The following is a 17,475-nucleotide window of genomic DNA, read 5'->3' as shown; positions in this document are numbered from 1 at the left end:
GGCTCTGACCAGCTGGTCAGAGCCTCCCGAGCAGCGGGGGAACCTCAGAATGGCCGAGGCGTCCGCGCCAGCCCCTGGTAGTGGTCAGCAACCACCCGGGCCATGGCCCCGATCCGGTCCACCTTTACTTCCTTGGCGGCGAAGAACACATGCCCCCGCACCTCTGGGTGCTTCTTGGCGAGGGTGAGGTGCTTGGACAGCTCCGCCGGGTCCTGCCAGGCCGCGGGCTGTGCCGGGTCGCCCGCCTTGTAGAGGGCCTCCCCGATGTAGAGCTGTGTCCCAGACCCCCTCGCAACCTCTGCCCACCAGGGCAGAAGGACTGCATAGTTAGCAGGAACATCCTGGTCAAGCGGTTGTGCCGACCAATACAGCTGCGGGCAGATGTAGTCGATCCAGTTCTCCCGGACCCATTTCCTGGTGTCCGCGTGCAGGTCGTCGTACGTCTCCACGCCGGCCCGGGTGTCCGAGCCCAGCGGGTCGGTCGCGGCGTTGCGCCACACTCCGAAGGGGCTGATCCCGAACTTCGTGCCGGGCCGGATCTTCTTGATCCGGGCGGCCGTCTCCTTCACCAGCCGGTCGATGTTGTCGCGCCGCCATGCCGCCCGGTCGGTGAACTTCCCACCGTGTGCCGCGTACGCGGCGTCGTCGTCGAAGGCCTTGCCCGCGACCGGATACGGGTAGAAGTAGTCGTCCCAGTGGACGGCGTCGACGGCGTACTTCTGCACCGCGTCGAGCATCGCGTCCTGGACGAAGGCGCGGACCTCGGGCAGGCCGGGGTTGTAGTAGAGCTTCCCGCCGTAGGGCACGACCCACTCGGGATGGGTGCGGGCCGGATGCGAGGCGACCAGCTTCTTCGGGTCGGTGTGGTTGGCGATGCGGTACGGGTTGAACCAGGCGTGCAGTTCCAGTTTGCGCGCGTGGGCCTCCTCGACGGCGGTGCCGAGCGGGTCCCAGCCGGGGTCCTTGCCCTGGACGCCGGTCAGGTACTGCGCCCAGGGCTCGTGGGGCGAGGGCCACAGGGCGTCGGCCGTGGGACGCACCTGGAAGATCACGGCGTTCAGCCGGCGCTTCACCGCGGTGTCGAGGTGCGCGAGCAGTTCGCTGCGCTGCTGGGCCGCGGTCAGGCCGGGCTTGGAGGGCCAGTCACGGTTGGCCACGGTCGACACCCACATGCCGCGCAGCGCACCGGCAGGATCCCGGCGCCCGCGATCATCGGACTCTCCGCCCCCGCCCCCTCCGTCACCGCCGGACAGCTCCGCCGCCACCGCCAGTCCCGCCGTGACGAGTCCCGACAGTCCGACCGCCGCCGCTGCCGCAAAACCCCGTCGTGACATACGCCGCATGCCGCACACCCCAAACACAGTGGGTCCGCCTGGTCACGGACCGTCTACCTCGCACAGCATGCCCGACCCGGCCCGTCGATCGTGGACAAGTCCGGAGTAACGTGGCGTGGCGCCCGCAGAGACCGGACAACGGACACCCGATACCTGCGGGCCCCGTGACAGTGAGAGCGAAAGGGACGATGTGACCGACATCGAACGCGTCGGAGTGGTGGGCTGCGGCCAGATGGGAGCGGGCATCGCCGAGGTGTGCGCCCGCGCCGGCCTGGATGTGATGGTCGCCGAGACCACTGGTGAGGCGTTGGAGATTGGCCGGACCCGGCTCTACAACTCACTCTCCAAGGCGGCCGAGCGCGGCAAGATCTCCGAGGAGGAGCGGGACGCCACGCAGGAGCGGCTCTCCTTCACCACCGATCTCGGCGAGTTCTCCGACCGTGACCTGGTGATCGAGGCGGTCGTCGAGAACGAGCAGGTGAAGACGGAGATCTTCCAGGTGCTCGACCAGGTGGTGGTCCGGCAGGACGCGATCCTCGCCTCGAACACCTCCTCCATCCCGCTGGTCAAGCTCGCCGTCGCCACCTCGCGCCCCGACCAGGTCATCGGCATCCACTTCTTCAACCCGGCCCCGGTGCAGAAGCTCGTCGAGCTGATCCCGGCCCTCACCACCTCCGAGGGGACGATCAGCCGGGCGCAGTCCCTGGTCGAGAAGATCCTGGGCAAGCACGCGATCCGCGCCCAGGACCGCTCGGGCTTCGTGGTCAACGCGCTGCTGATCCCCTACCTTCTCTCCGCGATCCGGATGTTCGAGTCCGGCATGGCGAGCCGCGAGGACATCGACAACGGTATGGAGCTGGGCTGCGCCCATCCGATGGGCCCGCTCAAGCTGTCCGACCTGATCGGCCTCGACACCGTCTCCTCCGTCGCGTACTCGATGTACGAGGAGTACAAGGAGCCGCTGTACGCGGCTCCGCCGCTGCTTCAGCGGATGGTCGACGCGGGGCGGCTGGGGCGGAAGTCGGGGTCCGGCTTCTACAGCTACGCGTGAGCGCTCCGCCCCCGAGGGGCATGCGACTACTGTCCGTATAACCGTAGGCCTGCGCGAGCCCGGCTCTCCTTTGAGGGCCGGGCCCGCTGCATTCACACACCGTGTGCACGGCGGGCTCGCATATGCCCCTCGCACACTCTCCCCAGGCGCCCACCAGGCGGGTTGACTTTCTGTGCGCATTGAAGGGATGTGATGACTACGGAAAGGAACGGACAATTGACCGCCGACCCGGAGCATCCCATGGTCCGAGGAGAACTCGCAGAGTTACGCCGTCGCCTCGACGTGGCCCATGCCACCGTCGAGGGCGGAATGACTCTGCTCAGTCATCGCGCCGAACAGACCGCCAAGGAGATCGAGGACCTGAGTACTCGGGTCATCGCTCTTGAACACACCCGCTGGCCGCTGCGCGCGGTCGCGGTCGTCACGGCGGTGGGCGCACTGGCCGTGGCGGTCTGGCAGGCTCTGGGCCGGTAAGGCCCGTGGACGCGGTGGGGGATCAGGGTAAGGCGTCCTGCCCGAGCCTCAGATGGTGCAGGAGGAGCAGCGCGGCTGCCATGTTGGCGGCCGGAACCTCACCGCGGGCGACCATGTCGGGAACGAGCTTGAGAGAAACCCATTCCCGGCGGTCCGACTCGAAGTCGTCCACAGGGTGTCCGATGTACGCACCTTCGTCGGCCCAGTAGACGTGGTGCCGGGCGTCGGTGAGCCCGTTCGAGGGCTCGACGCTCATCAGATGGCGCAGGGGTCCCGGCCGCCAACCGGTCTCCTCCTCCAGTTCGCGGGCCGCCGCGACGGCGATGTCCTCGCCGTCCTCGACGACGCCCGCGGGAAGTTCCCATCCCCAGCTGTCGGTGATGAAGCGGTGCCGCCACAGAAGGAGCACCTCGTTCGCCCCATTCACGACGGTGGCCACGGCGACGGGCCGCAGCCGGATGAGGAAGTGGTCGAGATGCCGACCGTCGGGCAGCTCGACATCTGCGAGATTGACGCTGAACCATCGGTTTGCGTACACGATTTGTTCGTTCTGTTTCGTCCACTGCACTGTTCTGCCACCTTCCGCCGAGTAGATGGCAATATCGCAGCGCAGCGGCAGGCGCAGGGGTAGGGGCCGGGGTGGGGCATGAGTGGGGCAGAGTTGCCCACACCGGAGGACTCGGGAGTCCCGGAAACGGTCGGGACGTCTTCGCGCGAACAAGTTCCTAGAGCGGTACGCGCAGCGCTCCGTCGATGAGTTCGGCGGCCTCGGAAGTCCCCGCGCACCCGCTGGCCACCAGATGTTCGCGTACCGCCCGCAGTCTGTCGCGCAGTCGCTGGGACTCCATCCCCCGCGCCCTCTCCGCCATCTCGACCGCGGTCACCACCGCGCTGTCGGCGTTTCCCTGGCGCAGTTCGATCTGGCTGAGCATGGCGAGCCGGTGCACCCTCCCCCGGTCGTGCGCCGGGTTGTCCACGGCGGCCGCGGCGTGCTCCCGCGCGGCGGTCAGGTCGCCGAGGCTCAACAGCGCCTCCGCCACCTGCACGTTGACCAGGCCCGGCTGCACATAGCCCGTCTCGTCCGGTTCGTAGCCGCGCCGGATGCGGTCGGCGGCCTGCTCGGCACGCCGGATGCAGGACAGCGCGCTACTGCCGTCGCCCAGGTGTGCGTACGCCTTGGCCTGCATCGCGGAGAGGTCCGACGCGAGCGCCGGAGTGATGTGCCGCCCCGCGGCGCGCAGCGCGGCCTCGGCGAAGGCCACGGCCTGCCGGTGCTCACGCATGAACAGCGCCTGGTTGACGAGGAGCGCGATGACGTAGGCGCCAAGTCCTCTGTCCCCGCTGGCCTTCGCGAGTCGGAGCGCCTGGTGGAAGTAGCGCTGGGCGAGCCCGTGCGCGTCGGAGTCGTACGCGCAGATGCCGGCGATCGCCACCAGGCCACCGGTGGCACGGTGGAGCTGACGGCCCGTCGCGTCGGCGTAGCTGCCTCTGAGCAGCGGCGCGGTCTCGGAGTTGAGGAAACCGACGATGCGGGTACGGGTCGCGATGCCCCCCGCCTTGCGGTACATCTGCTCGTAGTGGGCACGGGCGGCGCGCAGCATCTCGATGTCGGTCATGCTCACGCGGTGCCGTCCGCCGCGCGAGACGTCCACGTCCTCCGGAGGGTTCTCCCACTCCCAGACGGGCATCACGGCGGGCGTACCGGTGACGGCGGGGGCGCCCAGGATGTGCGGGCGCTGCTGTTCGTCGGAGCGCCACAGGGCGGTGGCGCGCTCGACGAAACCGGAAAGCGTCGTGCCGTGCGGGGCGGCCGGTTCGCCGGGCACGCCGAGGCCGATGTCGTCGAGCGTGACGGGACGTTGGAGCCGGGAGGCGAGCACCTCGCAGATCAGGTCGGGCACCTGGCCGCGGGGCCGCTGCCCCTTCAACCACCGTGCCACGGCGGTGTGTTCGTAGCGGAGCGCGAGACCGCGTCGCCGCCCCGCCTGGTTCACATGGGCGGCGAGTCCGGCGTGCGAGATGCCGGCCTCGTCGAGGACCGCGTCGAGCAGAGTGTTGGGCTGCATGAATGCCATCCGGTGGCTCGGAGCCGACGGGTGCCTTCAACCTAGCGCGTTCGGCTTCACACGGGGTGTGAACGGAGTGCCCGGATCCGGGCGGGTACGCTCCTGTCGCGGAGAGTTGTGAACCGGTTGACTTAAATGCCTCGCAAGAGGCCGGCCGGGCCGCCGGCTCCCCCTCGTACAGTGCGGCGGCCCGGATTCACGCCGTCCGCCCAGCCGCCTGCCCGACACTCCGTGGCGGGGCGGACGGCCCCGCCGGGTCACTCGGCCGGGTTGTGCCGGACCGATCCGCCGACCGGCGGCGTGAGATCAGGTCGGCGCCGTGCTGTTGATGAGCCGTGCTGTTGATGATCTGCCTGCCGGGGGCTGCGCCCCGGCTGTTCGGCCGACCCGCCCCCCATCGGTTCGTCCGATGCCCCCTGCGGTTCTGCCGACGGCGAGGTACCCCCACGCGCGGCCGTCAAGGCGAGGTGCCCCCGCCCACTGCCGTCAACATGACGGTACCGCGTGTCGACCAACGTGTGATCTTCACTCACCCTTCGTGTCCGGGTGCTCGGCGCTGTCCTGTCCGCGGCATCCCCAGCACCCCTTCAAGAAGATCCGTTCACTCCAACGGGGCATGACCGGTCATGACGGGGCACGGTCCCGGACTGCGGGTGCCGGGCGGTCACTTGACCTGGTGGGCCATACGGTCGCCCTGCGGTGTGGACGCCTGCGGTCGGTCGTTGCGCAGGATCAGTACGGCCACGTCGTCGGAGGGCAGTCCCTCCGCGTGGGCGAGCAGTTGGGTGAAGACCTCCCCCAGTACGGCCTGGGGTGCGGCCGGCCGGGCGCGGGTGGCCTCGGTGAGCGCGGCGGCCAGGGGAAAGAACCGGCCGGCGCTGTCACGGGCGTCGTCGACACCGTCCGTGTGCAGGAACAGCGCCTCGCCGGGCTGCAGACGCCCGCAGCGGACGACGGGCAGTTCGGCGGGGAGGGGGAAGGGTCCGAGGGGAGGCAGCGGATCACCGAAGCCGAGGTGCACCACCCGTCCTCGTACCTCGGCTCGCTCTTCTGCCTCGGCCGGTCCACCGTCCGCGCGGAGCAGATACGGCCATGGGTGACCGCAGTTCAGGGCGCGCACCTCGCCGTCGCGGCCGATCTCCAGGAGCAGCATGGTGACGAACTCCTCCGCGACCGGGCTTTCGGGGTCGAGCCCGGACGAGGGATGCTCGCCCTTCGCGCGCTCCCTGAGATGCCGGCCCATGGCGCGCTCCAGCCTCCGCAGCACGCCGGGGAGTTCGGGCTCGTCGTGGACGGCCTCGCGGAAGCTGCCGAGTACGGCGGCGACGGTCCCGATGGCGGCCAGTCCGTGCCCGCGGACGTCGCCCATCACGACCCGGACGCCGTGCTCTGTACCGATCACCTCGTACAGGTCGCCCCCGACGCTCTCCCCGTGGTCCGCGGAGAACTGGGCGGCCGCGACGTTCAGCCCGTCGACGCTCGGCGGCAGCGGACGCAGGAGGGTGCCCTGGGCGGCTCCCGCGATCCTGCGGATCTGCCGCAGTTCCCGCACGAGTCCTCGCCTGACATGGAGCATCAATGCCATACCGACGGCGAAGAAGACGGCGCAGGTGACGATGCGCGCGCTGAGCCCGTTCTGCTGGGCGAGCGGACAGGTCAGCTTGTACGTGATGGCCGTCGCGCCCCAGGCGGTGGGCATCCCCAACGCGAGTGCACGACGCAGCCGTTGCCGGTTCCGGCCGAGCCGGCGGGCCTCTGCTCGGCCGAGCCGGCGGCGGACCCGGCCCCTGGCGCGACGGAGCTCGTGGGCCGGGTCACGGCCCAGTGCGCGAGTGACGGTTTTCCGCCATGGTGTCCGGTGGTTCGCCCCGGGCCCGGCCCGACGGGACACTCCAGCCTTGATACGGATCATGCCGACGGCCCCCTAGGCCCTGTTCAGCGCAGGCACCGGCCGCTTCGGCCGGATCGATTCTGTCGATCGTGTGCCCCGATCGGACCAGAGCGCCCACACTTGCCACTCAAAAGAGTGAGGTGATCACAGAGAGCCAGGGGGTGCCGGGGTGCCCTCTGAAGGGCGCGGGGGACCGCGCGCCCGGCCAGGCGCATCCGCACCCGACTCACGGCCCACAGTCCCCCGGCACAACCAGCGGAGCCACCCGGCGGAGCTACGCCCGAAGAACCGCCCCCGTGCGCTCGCCCGCGAGGGCGACCGCCGAGTCGCGTGCCGCGGACGCCTCGTCCACGGTCAACGTCCGGTCTCCCGCGCGAAAGCGCAGCGCGTAGGCGAGCGACTTCCGCCCCTCACCGAGCTGCTCGCCCGCGTACACGTCGAACAGCCGGATGGATTCGAGGAGTTCACCCGCGCCCTCGCGCAGCGAGGTCTCGACGTCGGCGGCCTCGACGTCCCCGGAGACGACCAGCGCGACATCCTGTGTGGCGACCGGGAACGTGGAGATGCGCGGAGCGAGAAGGGCGCCGGTGCCCGCCTGCTCCAGGAGGTCGAGCTCGATCTCCATGGCGCAGCTGCGCTCCGGCAGGTGCAGCGCCTTGATGACCCGCGGGTGCAGCTCACCGGCGTGGCCGACGAGCGTCTCCTCGCCGTTCACCGTGACGTACAGCGCGGCGCAGCGGCCCGGGTGCCAGGGAGCGTGCCGGTCGCCGCGCACGGTCAGTTCGACACCGGCCTCACGGGCGATGACGCGAGCGGCCTCGACGGCGTCCGCCCAGTGGGCCGGGCGTCCCTTGCCCCACCAGCCGGCCTGCTCGCGGGCACCGGCGAGGACGACGGCGGCGCGGCGCGGCTGGCGCGGCAGCGCGGCGTCGATCCCGGCGATCTCCTCGTCGGTGGGGCGGCGGTCGACGGACAGGCGCTCGGCCTTGTGCTCCTCGCCGGTCGGCCGGAAGACCAGACCGGTCTCGAAGAGCGCCAGGTCGTGCGAGCCGCGGCCGTCGTTGCGCCGCAGCGCGCCGAGAAGCCCCGGCAGCAGCGTCGTACGCATCGCGGGCTCTTCGTCGGAGAGCGGGTTGACCAGCCTCACCAGGGTGCGGCGGGGGTCGTCGGCCTCCAGGCCGAGCTGGTCGAGCACCTCGGTCCCGATGAAGGGGTAGTTCAGCGCCTCCACGTACCCGGCGCCGGCCAGTGCGCGGCCGATCCGGCGGTGCAGCCGCTGCCGGTCGGTCAGGCCGAGGCCCGCGGGGGGCTTGGGCAGCGTCGAGGGCAGGTTCTCGTAGCCCTCAAGGCGGATGACCTCCTCCGCCAGGTCGTTCGGGTCCGTCAGGTCGGGACGCCAGGACGGGACGGTGACGATCAGCTCGTCCTGGCCGTAGACGTCACAGCCGACCTGCTGCAGGCGGCGTACGACGGTCTCGCGGCCGTACTCGACGCCCGCGACCTGGTCCGGGTGGTTCGCCGGGACGGTGATGGTGTGCGGCGCGGACGGGGTGATGACCTGGGTGACACCGGCGTCGGCGGTGCCGCCCGCGAGGAGGACCAGCAGGTCGACCGTGCGCTGGGCGGCGGCGGACGCGGCCTCCGGGTCGACGCCCCGCTCGAAGCGCTTGGACGCCTCGGAGGCCAGCTTGTGCCGGCGGGCCGTGCGGGCGATGGAGATCGGGTCGAAGTGCGCGGCCTCGACGACGACCTCGGTGGTGGTGCCCATGGCGTCGTCGATCTCGGTGTTGGCGCCGCCCATGACACCGGCGAGGCCGATGGGCCCTCGGTCGTCGGTGATCACCAGGTCCTCGGCGTCCAGCGTGCGCTTGGCGCCGTCGAGGGTGGTGAACTTCTCGCCCCGCTCGGCCCGGCGCACGCCGATCGCGCCCTGGATCCGGGAGCGGTCGTACGCGTGCAGGGGCTGGCCGAGCTCCAGCATCACGTAGTTGGTGATGTCGACGGCCAGCGAGATCGGGCGCATGCCGGCCTTCTGGAGGCGGCGACGCAGCCAGATCGGGGAGCGTGCCTCGGGCGACAGACCGGTGACGGTGCGCGCGGTGAAGCGGTCGCAGCCGAGCGGGTCGGCGATCTGCACCGGGTGGCCGAACGCGTTCGGGTTCGGCACGTCGAGCAGCGCCGGGTCGCGCAGGTCAAGGCCGTAGGCGGTGGCGGTCTCACGGGCGACGCCGCGCATCGACAGGGCGTAGCCGCGGTCGGGCGTGACGGCGATGTCGAGGACCTCGTCGACGAGTTCGAGCAGTTCGACGGCGTCCGTGCCGACCTCGTGCTCGGGCGCCAGGACGATGATGCCGCCGCTGCCGTCGTCGCCCATGCCCAGCTCGTCGCCGGAGCAGATCATGCCGTGCGAGGTCTTGCCGTACGTCTTGCGCGCGGCGATCGCGAAGTCGCCGGGCAGCACGGCGCCGGGCAGGACCACGACGACCTTGTCGCCGACGGCGAAGTTGCGGGCGCCGCAGACGATCTCCTGCGGCTCACCGGTGCCGTTGGCCTGGCCTACGTCGACCGTGCAGAAACGGATGGGCTTCTTGAAACCCTCCAGCTCCTCGATGGTCAGCACGCGGCCGACGACGAGCGGGCCCTTGAGGTCGGCGCCGAGCTGCTCGACCCTCTCGACCTCAAGGCCCGCGGACACGAGCTTGGCCTGCACGTCGTGGCCGGTCTCGGTGGCGGGGAGGTCGACGTACTCCCGCAGCCAGGAAAGCGGGACCCGCATCAGATCTCCATCCCGAACGGCCGGGTGAACCGGACGTCACCCTCGACCATGTCTCGCATGTCTTCGACGTTGTGGCGGAACATCAGCATCCGCTCGATGCCGAACCCGAAGGCGAATCCGCTGTACTTCTGGGGGTCCACACCGCAGGCGACGAGCACCCGCGGGTTGACCATGCCGCAGCCGCCGAGCTCGATCCAGCCCTCGCTGGAGCAGGTGCGGCAGGGGCGGTCGGGGTTGCCGACGGACTCGCCCCGGCAGACGTAGCAGAGCATGTCCATCTCGGCGGACGGCTCGGTGAAGGGGAAGAAGGCCGGGCGCAGCCGGGTCTTCATGTCGGCGCCGAAGAGCGAGCGGACCATGTGGTCCAGGGTGCCCTTCAGGTCGGCCATGGTGAGGCCCTCGTCGATGGCCAGCAGCTCGATCTGGTGGAAGACCGGGGTGTGCGTGGCGTCCAGCTCGTCCGTCCGGTACACGCGGCCGGGGCACACGATGTAGACGGGCGGCTTCCGGTCGAGGAGCGCGCGGGCCTGGACGGGCGAGGTGTGCGTCCGCAGCACGACACCGGACCCGCCGTCCGTGTCCCTCGCGCCGGAACCGCCGTCGGCCGCGGTCTTCGAGCCCTGGACGAAGAACGTGTCCTGCATCTGCCGGGCGGGGTGGTCCGGGCCGAAGTTCAGGGCGTCGAAGTTGAACCACTCCGCCTCGACCTCGGGGCCTTCGGCGATCTCGTATCCCATGGACACGAAGACGTCCGCGACCCGCTCCATCATGGTGGTCAGCGGGTGCCGGGCGCCGGCCGGTACACGGTCGTACGGCAGGGTGACGTCCACCGCCTCCTCGACCAGCACGCGGGCGTCCCGCTCGGCCTCCAGTTCGGCCTGGCGGCCGGCGAGAGCCTTGTTCACGGCGCCGCGGGCCTGGCCGACGAGCTTGCCCGCGGCGGCCTTGGCGTGCGGGGGCAGTGCGCCGATCTCGCGGTTGGCGAGGGCCAGCGGCGAGGCGCCGCCGGTGTGGGCGACCTTGGCCTCCTGGAGCGTGTCGAGGTCACCGGCGGCGGCGAAGGCGGCGAGCGCCTCGTCCCGCATGCGCTCGATCTCTTCCGGTTTCAGTGCCTCGACCTCAACAGGGTCGTACGACTTGTTCGGTGCCGACATCTCTTCCCGTGCTTCCGATTGGTTGGCCGACGGTCCCCGTCGCGACTCGCGGGACGCCCGGTCCCTGAAATGGGGACGCAAAGGTGCCAGAGGCCGAGTCTAACGGGGGTGAGGCAGACGAATGCGCCCGTGGGGGCCCGCTTCGGCGTTACTGCAGATACGCCGGGGTGGCCACGGGCAGCGTAAATCGGAACTGCGCGCCGCCCTCGGGGGCGCGGCCGACCGTGATGGTGCCGCCGTGGACTTCGACGATGCCCTTGACGATGTACAGCCCGAGGCCGGTGCCACCGCGCTTGCTGCCCCGCCAGAAGCGGGTGAAGACGCGGTTCATGGACTCCTCCGGGATGCCGGCGCCCTCGTCGCTCACGGTGACCGACGTGCAGACGTCCTCCCCTTCACGGGGCGACGGCGCGGGCTCTACGTCGATGGTGACGGTTCCCTCGCCGTGCCGCACCGCATTTTCCAGCAGGTTGCTGAGCACCTGGTCGACCTTGTCGGGGTCGGCCCACAGGTCGGGCAGCGGCTGGCCGATGCGCAGCAGGAAGCGGTCGGCGGACTGGCCGGCGGCGACGTACGCCTGGATGTGGCGGCCGACGGCGGCGCCTATGTCGACGGGCTGACGGCGTACCTCAAGTCGTCCGGCGTCGATGCGGGAGATGTCGAGGAGCTCGGCGATGAGCCGCGTGACCCGGTCGGCGTCCGCGTCGACCGTCTCCAGCATCAGCTTCTTCTGGTCGTCGGTGAACCGCTCCCACTTGGCGAGCAGCGTGGCCGTGAAGCCCTTGACGGAGGTGAGCGGCGAGCGCAGTTCGTGGGCGACCGTGGCGATCAGCTCGGCGTGGCTGCGCTCGGTGCGGCGGCGGCCCTCCGTGTCGCGCAGCGAGACGACTAAACGGCGGACCGGGCCGGTGGGCCGCACCCGCACGTACCGCGCCGTGACCAGCACCTCCCGGCCTCCCGGCAGCAGCAGATTGCGCTCGGGCTGTCCGACGCGGATCGCGAGACCGCCGTACGGGTCGGTCAGCTGCCACCAGCGGCGGCCTTCGAGGTCCTCCAGCGGCAGGGCCCGGTCGAGGTGGCGGCCGAGGGCTTCGGTGGCGGGGGTGGCGGTGATCCGGGCGGCCGCGGCGTTGAAGCAGATCACCCGGCCGCGTTCGTCGGCGATCACGAGTCCGTCGGGCAGATCGTCGGGGTCGACGCCCGGTTCTGCGAGGCCGACACTCCGTTCGGCGGGATCAGCGTGCCTGGACGCGGGAGCGCTCCGCACGTCGTGGGTCCGCAGCGCGCTCTGCGCACCGCTCGTGCCGACACTCATCCCCGTACCCCACCTCTCGTCCGGCATCCGGGGGCAACCTCCCTGCTCGAGCGCAGCCGAGAGCTTGGGGCGGGTCCCCGAGCCCGTCACCCTACTAGCTGGGAGTGACGGAACGGACCCCCTCAGGAACGAGCGCGGCGGGCACGCTGCGCGCGAGCCGACGCGTAGAGACATACGGCGGCCGCCGTCGCGAGGTTCAGGCTCTCGGCCCTCCCGTGGATCGGTACGCGCACGACGGCGTCCGCCAGCGCACGTGTCTCCTCCGGGAGCCCCCACGCCTCGTTGCCGAACACCCAGGCGGTCGGCCCGCCCATGGTGCCCTTGTCGAGCTCGTCGTCCAGGTCGTCCTCGCCCGCGCCGTCGGCGGCGAGGATGCGTACGCCGGCGTCCCTGAGCCCGCGCACCGCCTGCTCCACGGGTACGCCGACCGCGACGGGCAGATGGAACAGCGAACCGACGGACGCCCGCACGGACTTGGGGTTGTAGAGGTCGACGGAGGCGTCGGTGAGGACGACGGCGTCGGCGCCTGCCGCGTCGGCACACCGCAGGACGGTGCCCGCGTTTCCGGGGTCCCGTACATGCGCCAGCACGGCGACCAGCCTGGGCCGCGCCTCGATGATCTTCTCGAACGGGGTGTCCAGGAACCGGCAGATCCCGACGAGCCCCTGCGGGGTGACGGTCGTCGAGATGTCCGCGATCACGTCGTCGGCGGCGAGGTGCACCCGGGCGCCGGCGTCGCGGGCCTCCCCCACGATGTCGGCGTACCGCTCCGCGGCGTCGACCGTGGCGAACAGTTCGACGAGGGCGGGCTCGGTTCCGACCCGGTGCGCGGCGGCCTCCCGCACGGCCTGCGGCCCCTCGGCGAGGAACAGCCGCTCCTTGCCCCGGAAGCTCCGCCTCGCGAGCCGTCGGGCGGCGGAGACACGCGGCGAGCGCGGGGAGATCAGCTCAGGGCCGGGAGGCATGGATGCACCTTTGGTTCACGGGCGAAGCACGTCATCCGCTGCTTCGCAGGTCCGGGCAGCTCGTTCCGCTCGCCGGGCGGAGTGTTCGTTTCCGCCGCGACGGCGCTCAGCCACAACGGCGGATTCCGGCGGTGCCGGACCAGCCGCCTCCACGCGCGGCGAAAAGAAAACAAATGTGGGCCCGCAGCCAAAAGGCTGGCGGACCCACAGTTGGCTCCGGCGTAGGCCAGCGCCGGCGTCACGCAGCCTTGGGCGCGTTGACGTCCGACGGCAGGGCCTTCTGAGCGACCTCGACGAGCGCGGCGAACGCGTTGGCGTCGTTGACGGCCAGCTCCGCGAGGATCTTGCGGTCCACCTCGATGTTCGCGGCGTTCAGACCCTGGATGAGGCGGTTGTACGTCATGCCGTTGGCGCGGGCAGCGGCGTTGATGCGCTGGATCCACAGCCGACGGAAGTCGCCCTTGCGCTTCTTGCGGTCGTTGTAGTTGTAGACCAGGGAGTGGGTGACCTGCTCCTTGGCCTTGCGGTACAGGCGCGAACGCTGACCGCGGTAGCCCTTGGCGGCCTCGAGGATCGCCCGGCGCTTCTTGTGGGCATTGACTGCCCGCTTGACGCGTGCCACTTGTTAACTCCTTGCAGCGGGGCCGTGGCGGTACTCACACGGCCCGAAATCGATGGGGTCCCGGTCCTGACGTACGGCGCCGAGGCGCCGGAACGTCACTTGCCGAGAAGCTTCTTGATCTTCTTGGCGTCGCCCGGGGCCATCTCGGCGGTGCCGGTGAGGCGGCGCGTCACGCGCGACGACTTGTGCTCAAGCAGGTGGCGCTTGCCGGCACGCTCGCGGAGCACCTTGCCGGAGCCGGTGATCTTGAAGCGCTTGCTGGCACCGCTGTGCGACTTGTTCTTCGGCATGGCGCCGTACTCTCCTCGTCGGTGGCGTTCCTGTGCCCGGTCGTTAAACCGGGCACAACGGAACGTCATACGTATCGGTTGACGTCCCCGGACTCGCGTCCGGAAACCGCCTGGGACTCGCGCCCCGGGGTCAGGCCTCGGCGGGAGCCTCGGCCGGGGCCTCGGCGATCTCGGCGGCCTCGGTCTCAGCCTCGTCGACCTCGCCGTCGACCTCGCCCTCGGGCATGTCGTCGCCCGCGTGGTTCTGCGACTTGCCCGGGTTGGCCTTCGCCTCAGCCTTGCGCGCCGCCTGAGCCTCGCGGGCCTCGGCCATCGCCTCGGTCTTCTTCTTGTGCGGGCCGAGAACCATGATCATGTTTCGGCCGTCCTGCTTCGGGTTCGACTCGATGAACCCGAGATCCTCGACGTCCGTGGCGAGACGCTGCAGCAGTCGGTAGCCGAGTTCCGGCCTGGACTGCTCGCGACCACGGAACATGATCGTGATCTTGACCTTGTCGCCCTGCTTGAGGAACCGGACGACGTGACCCTTCTTGGTGTCATAGTCGTGCGGGTCGATCTTCGGCCGGAGCTTCATCTCCTTGATGACCGTGTGCGCCTGGTTCTTGCGCGCCTCACGGGCCTTCATGGCCGACTCGTACTTGAACTTCCCGTAGTCCATGAGCTTGCAGACCGGCGGGCGCGCAGTCGCGGCCACCTCGACCAGGTCGAGGTCGTATTCCTGCGCAAGCTCCAGTGCCTTGGCAAGCGGGACAATCCCGACCTGCTCACCACTGGGACCGACAAGTCGTACCTCGGGAACGCGAATCCGGTCGTTGATGCGGGGCTCGGCGCTGATGGATCCTCCTCGGATAGCACCACACGGCTGTCTGGCAGACAGCTCGCGTACGTCTTTTCACTGAACCAACCGCTGCGGGACATGAAAAATGCCCCGGACGGGACACAGGCGGTGGCTCCAAGGATTACCGGAGCACCGCCGCTATCACCGCGGGGCGCATATCCAGCGGCTCCATCGTCCGTACGGAACGATGGGGACCGCCTGACCGGATGACCCGCCTTCCCGGAGGATGGTCGGGTGGGAGATCGGAGCCTCCACTTGTGGGCCGGGCACAGGAGTGTCCGGCCGGTCGTAACACAAGGTTAGCAGCTCCCCCCGGGTGGTGCTAACCGGTGCGCACGCACCGTTCCCGCGTCTGCCGCGGGGTCTCCCGCGGGCGGGGGCCGACGGGCCTGGGCCTATCGTGTGGGGCATGAGTGACACCCCTCCTGAGTCCCCCGGTTTCGACGACATGACCCGCGACATCGCCGAGGTCCCCGCCGTCGAGGTCCTGGTCACGGTCGCCGTGAACCTGATGAGCGCCGCCGCCGTGAAGCTCGGCCTGGCCCCAGAAGAAGGGGTGGGAGACAAGTACAAGGACCTCGACGAGGCGCGCAAGCTGGTCCACGCGCTGGCCGGGCTGCTCGACGCGAGCACGACCGAGATCAGCTCCTTCCACGCCGCGCCGCTGCGCGACGGCCTGAAGTCGCTGCAGCTGGCGTTCCGCGAGGCGTCGCTCGTCCCGGACGAGCCGGGCCAGGGCCCGGGCGAGAAGTACACGGGCCCGGTCTTCGGCTGAGACCGGGCCCTGCGCACGGGACAGATCTACCGGCGTACGTACAGATCTACTGGCGTACGTACAGGGGCTCGCCCGGTGGCGTCGCGTCGGCCGGCAGGAGTGCCAGGTCGAGGCCGCGCACCAGGCGGGCCCTCAGCGTTTCGTCGGCTGCGAGGCGCCCGGCCACGGCCTGGGCGGTTTCGGCCGGGGCGGCGGCGGGGTCCAGTACCAGGGCGAGGGTGCCGTCGGCCTGCCCGGGGCCGAGGTGGGCACGGAGCACCAAGGGCTCGGCGGCGACCGCGGCGCGTACCGCGGCGACCACGGCGGGATCGGCCAGCGGGTCCGTCGTCGTACGTCCCTCGGCGAGGGCCAGCAGGGCGGGGCCGGTCAGCTCGTACGCGACCGGTCCCGCGAGGTCGAGCACAAGCGTGTCGGCCTTCTCGTGCGCGGCGGCCTGGAGTGCCTGGTGCAGGGGTACGGCGACGGGGCGGGCCGTCGGGTCCCAGCGGGCCAGTGACTCGGTGGAGGTGAAGGCGGGAAGCGCGGTGCGGCCGCCGGCCTTGAGGGTGGGGACGGCCATGTCGCTGGTCTTCTCGCGGCGCAGCCCCTTCTCGTCCTCCTCGACCTCACCCAGCACGGCGACGACCGGAACGAGAAGCCGCGCGTCCTTGAGCGCCGCCAGGACGGGACCGTGCGCGGACCGGTCCTCGGCCCAGGCCGCGAGCGCCTCGCTCAGCCGGGGGTCGGCGGAGCCGTCGTCGTCGGAGAAGCCGGGGTCGGGGATGTTCTTGTTCACCACGGTCACCAACCCTATCGGTGGGGGTCGTCAGGCTCCGCCGGTGGGCCGCCGCCGGAGACGGAGCCTCCACAGGACTCACAGGGCTCCCAGGGCTCCCAGGATCACCGGACTCAGGGACTTCTCAGCGATCCCTGACACGCTTCTCATCCGTGTCCAACCGGGCGCACAGTGGCACGGCCCAGGCTCGCGGCATGTTCCCTCACAGAGCCCGGCGGCGCAGTGACCGCCCGTCCCGCGGCAGGCCCCTCGGGCACGCGGCGGCCGCTTCCGTCCTGCTCCTGGGTGCCACGGTCGCGGGGACGGCGTACGTGACGGGGCGGACGCACGACGCCGGTGCGCTCGTATCCTCCCCGGCAGCACCTGGGGCAACGGAGGCAACTGTGGATGTTGCGGCGGCTACCTCCGCGCCCGGTCCTGACGGGCTGCTCGCCGAGGCGGTGGGGGACATCGCCGTCGAGGCCGGGGCGCGGGTGTCCGTGGCGGTGCTGGACACGGAGTCCGGACACGGCGCGGTGTACGGGGACGGGGCGTTCGACACCGCGAGCATCGTGAAGGTCGACATTCTGGCTTCGCTGCTGTTGCGGGCCCAGGACGCGGGGCGTGGGCTCACCGCGCAGGAGAAGTCGTACGCCGGCACGATGATCCGCGACAGTGACAACGCGTCCGCCACGGCCCTGTGGAAGGCGATAGGCGGGAAACAGGGGCTGGCGGAGGCCAACGAACGTTTCGGGCTCACCGGCACCGAGGGCGGGGACGGGCCGCTGTGGGGGCTGACGCAGACCACGGCCGCCGACCAGCTCACCCTGCTGGGGCAGGTGTTCGGGGACGAGGGCGGCTCGGTGCTCGACAAGGACTCGCGGCGGTATCTGCGGGGGCTGATGGAGGACATCGCCACGGGGCAGGACTGGGGTGTGTCCGCTGCGGGGCCCACCGGATTCGCCCTGAAGAACGGGTGGTTGCCGCGGAGCTCGACCGGGCTGTGGGACATCAACAGCGTCGGACGGGTGGTGGTGGACGGCCGCGGCTACCTCGTGGCCGTGCTGTCCGACGGCAACTCCACCAAGGCCGGAGGGATTTCACTGGTGGAGGCAGCCTCGAAGGCCGCCGTGTCCGTTCTCGCGAGGGCCTGACCCGGACCCGGACCCG

Annotated in this window: 15 protein-coding genes and 1 pseudogene; 4 read left to right on the top strand and 12 right to left on the bottom strand. The window is 70.6% G+C overall.

From position 1 onward, the window contains the following. Nucleotides 1-44 precede the first annotated feature (44 nt). Nucleotides 45-1,343 carry a family 10 glycosylhydrolase gene (locus tag AB0D14_RS40790; RefSeq protein ID WP_362789300.1) on the bottom strand — a complete coding sequence of 433 codons (1,299 nt, stop codon included), beginning with the start codon at nt 1,341-1,343 and terminating at the stop codon, nt 45-47. 181 nt (nt 1,344-1,524) lie between these two features. Between AB0D14_RS40790 and AB0D14_RS40785 the strand changes: the two genes are divergently transcribed. Next, nucleotides 1,525-2,385, top strand: a complete 861-nt coding sequence (locus AB0D14_RS40785; protein ID WP_362789297.1) for a 3-hydroxybutyryl-CoA dehydrogenase — start codon at nt 1,525-1,527, stop codon at nt 2,383-2,385. A 216-nt stretch (nt 2,386-2,601) separates the two neighbouring features. Beyond that, complete coding sequence (locus AB0D14_RS40780) at nt 2,602-2,859, top strand: hypothetical protein (RefSeq protein WP_362789294.1); 258 nt, start codon at nt 2,602-2,604, stop codon at nt 2,857-2,859. Nucleotides 2,860-2,881: 22 nt separating this feature from the next. On the opposite strand, the gene AB0D14_RS40775 is transcribed toward AB0D14_RS40780, so the two are convergent. The 10 genes and pseudogenes from AB0D14_RS40775 to infC form a co-directional block, all read right to left on the bottom strand. Continuing rightward, the gene (locus AB0D14_RS40775; protein WP_362789291.1) at nt 2,882-3,427 is read right to left on the bottom strand and encodes an NUDIX hydrolase; all 546 of its coding nucleotides are present in this window, start codon (nt 3,425-3,427) and stop codon (nt 2,882-2,884) included. A 157-nt stretch (nt 3,428-3,584) separates the two neighbouring features. After that, nucleotides 3,585-4,925: a transcriptional regulator gene (locus AB0D14_RS40770; protein WP_362789289.1), complete on the bottom strand. Its 1,341-nt coding sequence runs from the start codon at nt 4,923-4,925 to the stop codon at nt 3,585-3,587. Between the two features lie 664 nt (nt 4,926-5,589). Further along, the gene (locus tag AB0D14_RS40765) at nt 5,590-6,624 is read right to left on the bottom strand and encodes a PP2C family protein-serine/threonine phosphatase (protein WP_362789308.1); all 1,035 of its coding nucleotides are present in this window, start codon (nt 6,622-6,624) and stop codon (nt 5,590-5,592) included. Between the two features lie 466 nt (nt 6,625-7,090). Further along, nucleotides 7,091-9,592, bottom strand: a complete 2,502-nt coding sequence (gene pheT / locus AB0D14_RS40760; RefSeq protein ID WP_362789287.1) for a phenylalanine--tRNA ligase subunit beta — start codon at nt 9,590-9,592, stop codon at nt 7,091-7,093. Further along, nucleotides 9,592-10,746, bottom strand: coding sequence for a phenylalanine--tRNA ligase subunit alpha (pheS, locus tag AB0D14_RS40755; RefSeq protein WP_362789285.1), 1,155 nt, complete (start codon nt 10,744-10,746; stop codon nt 9,592-9,594). Before pheS ends, pheT begins: the two co-directional genes overlap by 1 nt. Before the next feature lie 148 nt (nt 10,747-10,894). Further along, nucleotides 10,895-12,061: an ATP-binding protein gene (locus AB0D14_RS40750; protein ID WP_362789283.1), complete on the bottom strand. Its 1,167-nt coding sequence runs from the start codon at nt 12,059-12,061 to the stop codon at nt 10,895-10,897. A gap of 122 nt (nt 12,062-12,183) precedes the next feature. After that, complete coding sequence (locus tag AB0D14_RS40745) at nt 12,184-13,026, bottom strand: RNA methyltransferase (protein ID WP_362789281.1); 843 nt, start codon at nt 13,024-13,026, stop codon at nt 12,184-12,186. A 238-nt stretch (nt 13,027-13,264) separates the two neighbouring features. Further along, nucleotides 13,265-13,648, bottom strand: a complete 384-nt coding sequence (rplT, locus tag AB0D14_RS40740) for a 50S ribosomal protein L20 (RefSeq protein ID WP_362789279.1) — start codon at nt 13,646-13,648, stop codon at nt 13,265-13,267. A 95-nt stretch (nt 13,649-13,743) separates the two neighbouring features. Beyond that, nucleotides 13,744-13,938 carry a 50S ribosomal protein L35 gene (gene rpmI, locus AB0D14_RS40735; RefSeq protein ID WP_073499621.1) on the bottom strand — a complete coding sequence of 65 codons (195 nt, stop codon included), beginning with the start codon at nt 13,936-13,938 and terminating at the stop codon, nt 13,744-13,746. Nucleotides 13,939-14,068: 130 nt separating this feature from the next. Continuing rightward, nucleotides 14,069-14,798, bottom strand: a pseudogene (gene infC / locus AB0D14_RS40730) (translation initiation factor IF-3). Between the two features lie 387 nt (nt 14,799-15,185). Here infC and AB0D14_RS40725 point away from each other — a divergent pair. After that, nucleotides 15,186-15,551, top strand: a complete 366-nt coding sequence (locus tag AB0D14_RS40725) for a DUF1844 domain-containing protein (protein WP_362789276.1) — start codon at nt 15,186-15,188, stop codon at nt 15,549-15,551. 46 nt (nt 15,552-15,597) lie between these two features. On the opposite strand, the gene AB0D14_RS40720 is transcribed toward AB0D14_RS40725, so the two are convergent. Next, on the bottom strand, nt 15,598-16,329 hold the full coding sequence (locus AB0D14_RS40720) for an SseB family protein (protein ID WP_362789274.1): 732 nt from the start codon (nt 16,327-16,329) through the stop codon (nt 15,598-15,600). A 191-nt stretch (nt 16,330-16,520) separates the two neighbouring features. Here AB0D14_RS40720 and AB0D14_RS40715 point away from each other — a divergent pair, with 191 nt between their 5' ends. Then, nucleotides 16,521-17,459, top strand: a complete 939-nt coding sequence (locus tag AB0D14_RS40715) for a serine hydrolase (protein WP_362789271.1) — start codon at nt 16,521-16,523, stop codon at nt 17,457-17,459. Nucleotides 17,460-17,475 lie beyond the last annotated feature (16 nt).

Source organism: Streptomyces sp. NPDC048484, assembly GCF_040651415.1.
In the GTDB taxonomy this organism is placed as follows: Bacteria; Actinomycetota; Actinomycetes; order Streptomycetales; family Streptomycetaceae; genus Streptomyces.
The sequence above is the reverse complement of the archived record's forward strand: the minus strand, read 5'-3'. Positions and strand labels throughout refer to the sequence as shown.